Raw genomic sequence first — 5,532 nt, 5'->3', positions numbered from 1 at the left:
CCGGGCGGGCCGGTCGGTCAGAACAGCCGGTCGGTCAGTGCAGCCCGTCGGTCAGTGCAGCCCGTCGGTCAGAGCACCCGGTCGGACGGCCACTCCATGCCGCCCTCCAGTACCTCGACCTCGTCACCGAGTCGCAGCGTGCCCAGCGCATCGCCCTCGACGCCCGCCGGCCGCTCCGGGATCAGGTTCTGCCCGAACGCGGCCTTCTTCAGCAGCCGGTGGTGCCGGGCCAGGGTGCGCAGCGGCTCCGGGCCGCGCCGCTCGCCGCTCTCCTGGTCGGTGGTGGTGACCACGCAGCGCCCGCACGGCTTGACCACCCGGAAGGTCAGTCCGCCGATCCGGATCCGGCGCCAGCCGTCCTCGGCCCAGGCGTCGCTGCCGGAGACCACCACATTGGGGCGGAACCGCTCCATCGGCAGGGTCTCGTGGCCGTCCGGCTGCGCCTGGGCGATCAGGGCGTGGAGCTCGGCCAGCGAGGCTGCGCCTCGGCGATCAGGGCGTTGAGCTCGGCCAGCGAGGCGGTGGTGGTGAGCAGCAGCGGGAAGCCGTCGGCCATCGAGACGGTGTCGCCCGGCGAGGAGAAGTCCGGGTCGACGGGCCGGGCGCGCGGGTCGTCCAGGTGCACCAGCCGGTAGTCGCCGAGCTGCTCGGCGATCCACAGCTGGGCCTCCTTCCCGGCCTCGGCGGCGTGGAAGCGGGTACCCCAGACCTCGACGTCGGCGAGCTGGTCGCCGACCGCGACCGAGGGGGCGGGGATCTCGGCGCGGGAACCGCCGGGCGTGGTGAGCACCAGGGAGCCGGCGGCGGTGAGCTCGGTGCGGACCTGGCCGAGGGCCGGGTTCTCGCGTTGGCTGACGAAGCGGCCGTTGGCGTCGGCGAGCATCCAGCGGCGGTCGCCGGCCAGGCCCCACGGTTCGACGCTGGCGCTGTCGGGGCTCAGGCGGTACATGGACTTGACGGGGTAGACGTGGAGTCCGGTGAGCTGCATCCCTCCATCCTGCCAGCCCCGCTCGAACCGGCCGCAGGTGAGTCCGGCGTCGTTCGCGGACCCGCCGTCCGGTCCGCGCAGCCGGATCGCGCGACCGGACCCGTGCGGCCGGAAGACGCCGGGGGCGGTGCCGCGACAGGCTGCCCCGACACGCTGCCCGAACGCGCACGGACCGCCCGGAACGCCTGGGTGGGGCGGCGTTCCGGGCGGTCCGTGGATGACCCGTTCTCCGTACGCCCGGCGTCGTTCGGTGCGCGCCGGGTGGTGCTCAGGTGGTGCGGGTCCGGGCCGGGTGGGGGTCCGGTCCGGGGTGGTGTCAGTAGCCCTGTGCCTGCGGCTGGTAGCCCTGCTGGTACTGGCCGTGCTCGCCGTACGGGCCGGGCCGCTGCGGCTGCATCGGGCGGACCGGGGCGACCGGGGTGACGGCCGGACGCAGCTGGGCGCCGCCGAAGGACTGGTCGGCCGAGCCGCCGAAGCCGCCCTGGTGGCCGCCCTGGCCGCCGAAGCCCTGCTGGCCGCCGAACGACTGCTGACCGCCGAAGGACTGCGGGCCGCCCTGGGGCTGGCCGGCCGCGCCGTGCGGACCGGCCGGCTGCGCGCCGAAGGTCTGCTGTCCGCCGTTGCCGCCGACGAAGGTGTTCTGGCCGCCGAAGCTCTGGCCGCCGGAGGGCTGGTACCCGCCGGTGGAGGCCTGGGTGAAGCCCGGCGTCGGGGCCTGCGGGCGCTGGCCCGGCAGGTAGGGCTGCGGAGCGCCGTACCCGGGGACCGCCGGCTGGGGCGCGGCGGCGTACGCGGGGGCGGGCTGCGCCGGGATGTACGTGGTGGCCGGACCGGAGGGGGTGCTGCTCGGGCCGGGGCCCAGGGCGAGGCGGGCCGGCGGCAGGGCGGGGAGGTTGCCACCGGGACTGTCGTACCCGGAGCCGTACCGGTTCTCGTAGGACTGGCCGGGGAGGCCGGATCCGTAACCGGTCGACAGGGCCGGCGGCAGGGCGGCCGGCACATTGATGGGCGCGATCTGGGGGACACCGCGCTCTGCGACGAGGCTGTCGTAGATGGGCGTGCCGGAGGAGAAGGACGGAGAGGGGTAGCCGACTCCGTCGTAGGAGCGGGGCGAGGTCATGGGGCATACGGTAAGCCCACAACGAGCCTACTGAGGAGACTGGGAGGCGGAGCAGTTCGAGTGTTTACACAAGCTTCGCTCGAACAAAGGTTTCGAAAGTAGTAAGAACGGACAAATTGGCGATGACTTCAGGCCACCCGCCGCCCGCTCCGGAGGCTCGAACGGGGTCCGGACGCGGCCGCCGAAGCCCCGTGCGGTGACGGGGTGGTGGACGGTTCGGGGACTGTCGAAGAAACTTCTGCGGGCAGGGCGTGTACCGGCGCATTCGAGCCCCCGCCGACGGCGCGGCGGGGGCTCGTGAATGTTTCGGGGATAAAGTCCCCATCAGAGCTTTCGCGGGGTTTGTCCGGACCGGGGAGGGGCCGGTCAGGGGTCGGGTCCGGGCCGCCCGGGGCCGCTCGCGGCCGGTCGGAGCCGCTGAACGCCGCTGGAACGCCCCCGACTTGCCGCCGACCTGGTCCCGACCTGCCGCCGGATCGCCGCCGGAACGCCTTCGGACCGCCTTCGGGCCGTCGCCCGGTGGCCACCGAACCGCCACCGGGCTGTCGTCCGCGTCCGCTCAGTGCACCGGGGCCGGCCGGGGAGCGCTGCCGTTCTGGGCGGGGAAGCCCGGCAGACCGGCCACCTCGGAGGTGCAGAACGAGCAGCGCACCGCCGCGACCGGGATCTTGCTCAGGCACTCCGGGCAGTCCGCCTTGGCGACCGGCGCCGGCTTGTCCCCGTCGAGCCGCGCCTGGAGCTTGCCGACCGGCACCACCACGATGAAGTAGATCACCGCGGCGACCAGCAGGAAGCTGATCAGCGCGTTGATGAAGACGCCGTACGGGAACCGGGTGCCGGCCACCTCGAAGGTCTTCAGGGTGAAGTCGCCGACCGCACCGGTCGCGACCCCGATCAGCGGCGTGAGGAAGGCCGTCACGAACCCGGTGACCACGGCCGTGAAGGCCGCGCCGATCACGATGCCGACCGCCAGGTCGACGACGTTTCCACGCAGCAGGAAGCTGCGGAATCCCTTGAGCACCGGGAACTCCAAATCCGTACGGGGGAAGGTGGGATGGGACCACGGGCCCCGGCCGGACATCCTGCCGACCGGGAGTACCCGCGGTCCAACCGCGTTCACCCGATCCGCGTAACGGCGACGCGGTCCGGTGCGGTCGGCTCAGGCGGAGCGCAGACGCTCCGCGTACGGCTGGATCCGGGCCACCGCCTCGGCGATCCGGCGCACCGTCGGCGCGTCCATCTGGGACCACAGCGGCACGGTGAGCACCGAGTCGGCGAGCCGGTCGGTGAGCGGCAGCGTCTCGGCCTGGCCGAGGTGGGCGTAGGCCCGCTGGCGCTGCACCGGCGGGTGGAAGTAGCGCCGCGAGTCGATCCCCTCCGCCCGCAGGGCATCGGCGAGTTGACGCGAGTCGAGGCCGAACGCGGCGGCGTCCAGGATCAGCGTGAGGTCCTTGAAGGTGGAGGTGTCGCCCTCCTCCGGCAGGGCCAGCCGCAGCCCCGGAAGGCCGGCCGTGACGGCGGCGAACTCGGCCACCAGTGCGCCCCGGTGGGCCACCCGTTCGGGCAGTCCGGCCAGCCAGTTGAGGCCGACGGCGGCGTGCAGTTCGCTCATCCGGGCGTTCAGGCCGGGGAACAGCGTGTCGTAGTCGCCGGGGTTGCCGTAGTCGCGGGCGGTGCGCAGCCGCCGGGCGAGCGCGGCGTCCCGGGTGGCGACCAGGCCGCCCTCGCCGGCCACCGCGACCTTGGTGGGGCTCATCGAGAACACCTCGGCGTAGCCGAAGTTGCCGATCGGCACCCCCTTGCGGCGGCTGCCGAAGCCGTGCGCGGAGTCGTACACCAGCGGCACCCCGGCGGCGTCGGCGACCTCCTGGAGGCGCTCGACCTGGCAGGGCGTGCCGTAGACATGGGTGGCCATGAGCGCGGCCGGGCGGTCGGCGGCGGCCAGCCGGGCGGCGGCGTCCTCCGGGTCGAGGGTGATGTCCCGCTCGCGGGCCTCGGCGAACACCGGGGTGCCACCGGCCCAGTGCGCGGCGTGCGCGGTGGCGGAGAAGGTGAATCCGGGCATCACCACCGCGCGTCCGCCGTCCACCTCGGCGGCCTGGAGCACCAGCATCAGTCCGGTCGTGCAGTTGGAGACCGCCACCACGTGCGGCACCTCCAGCAGCGCGGCCGCGGCCTCCTCGAGTTCGGCGACGGTGCGGCCGTTGGTGAGCTGTCCGCTGTCGAGCACGGTGCCGAGCCGCGCCAGCAGCGCGGCGCGGTCGGGCACCTGGACCCGGGTGAGCGGCAGCCCGTCGGGGAAGGCGGGAGTGCCGCCGAGGGCGGCGGGCAGGGCAAGGGTGTCGGTGGTCATGGCGCGGTCGATCCCCCCTGGGACGTTGACGGTGACGGTGACACGATGGACGGCGGTGCGGTGGAGGACGGTGCGGTGGTGGAGGACGGTGGGACGGTGACCCGGACCGCTGGTGCTGCCGCCGGGCCCCCCGGTGGCTCGGGCGCCCGCCGGGCGCCCCACTGCCCGGGCGAGACCCGCCAGACCGGTGGTGGCCGGCGGGCCGAGATCCTCCCCCGGCTCGCGGTGGCGGCCGGGACGACCAGCAGCACCAGGGCGAGCGGCAGTACCTGGACCCGTTCGCGGGACAGGATGCCCATGTTGTTGATGGTCGAGAAGGCCCAGCAGAACAGCAGCGTGTAGACGGCGGCGAAGGCCACGTACGAGCGCTGCACGAACAGCCGGGGCAGCCGGGACAGCCGGGGCCAGGCCCGGACGAACATCACCAGCAGCGCGAAGCACTCCACCGACTGGATCAGGTTCTGGATGTTGGACGCCTCGAACGGGAACGGCCGGAACAGTACGCTGATCACCGCGACCGGCAGCCCCGCCGGATTGAGGCTGAACTGGGGCGAGGCGTCCTCGGGCGCGGTCGCGTTGATCATCGAATTGCCCTGGCTGGTACGTCTGGAGGTCTCCGAGAGCACCTGGTTGACGGCGTCGCCGCCGGTCCCGTCGGTGCCGAAGAAGGTCGAGACCTGCTGGAGCATCAGCACCGCCATCGCGCCCAGCACCACGGCGGTCAGGATGGTGCGCAGCGGCCCCAGCGCGCTGACCTGCTGCGGACGGCGGCGCAGCACGTACGCGACCATCAGCCCGGCCCCGGCCAGCGCGGTGACGTGCGGCCGGACCATCGCGGTGCCCACCGAGCCCAGCGCGATGCAGAAGAAGGCGCCGAACCGGCGGTCCAGCAGCCGCGCCGTGCCGTAGGTGGTGAGGCCCAGACAGAACATCATCCAGGCGTCCTTGCCGATGCTGGACGGCCAGAACAGCAGCGAGGGCAGGAAGAAGACCAGCTTGGCGTACTTGCGGGTGTCCGCCTCCGGGAAGGCGATCTGCAGTGCCCGCCAGAACAGCAGCAGGCCCCAGAAG

Annotated in this window: 2 protein-coding genes and 3 pseudogenes; all 5 read right to left on the bottom strand. The window is 73.4% G+C overall.

The features are described 5' to 3' along the window. Positions 1–68 precede the first annotated feature (68 nt). Positions 69–988 (bottom strand): annotated as a pseudogene (locus VR45_RS28755) (MOSC N-terminal beta barrel domain-containing protein). A 745-nt stretch (positions 989–1,733) separates the two neighbouring features. After that, a pseudogene (locus tag VR45_RS50695) lies at positions 1,734–2,108 on the bottom strand (DUF6643 family protein); the annotation flags it as partial. A gap of 559 nt (positions 2,109–2,667) precedes the next feature. Then, positions 2,668–3,129, bottom strand: coding sequence for a large conductance mechanosensitive channel protein MscL (gene mscL / locus VR45_RS28745; protein WP_045942774.1), 462 nt, complete (start codon positions 3,127–3,129; stop codon positions 2,668–2,670). 138 nt (positions 3,130–3,267) lie between these two features. After that, the gene (locus VR45_RS28740; protein WP_045942772.1) at positions 3,268–4,461 is read right to left on the bottom strand and encodes an aminotransferase class I/II-fold pyridoxal phosphate-dependent enzyme; all 1,194 of its coding nucleotides are present in this window, start codon (positions 4,459–4,461) and stop codon (positions 3,268–3,270) included. Further along, a pseudogene (locus VR45_RS28735) lies at positions 4,458–5,532 on the bottom strand (hypothetical protein); the annotation flags it as partial. The pseudogene VR45_RS28735 and the gene VR45_RS28740, both read right to left, overlap by 4 nt.

The sequence above is a fragment of the Streptomyces sp. NRRL S-495 genome (assembly GCF_000966955.1).
Lineage (GTDB): Bacteria > Actinomycetota > Actinomycetes > Streptomycetales > Streptomycetaceae > Kitasatospora > Kitasatospora purpeofusca.
Note: the sequence above shows the minus strand (reverse complement) of the source record. Positions and strands in the feature narration are given on the sequence as shown.

What these genes read in the sequence shown, in the direction of transcription:
- VR45_RS28740 (WP_045942772.1), bottom strand. Translation starts at nt 4,461, where the DNA reads ATGACCACCGACACCCTTGCCCTGCCCGCCGCCCTCGGCGGCACTCCC.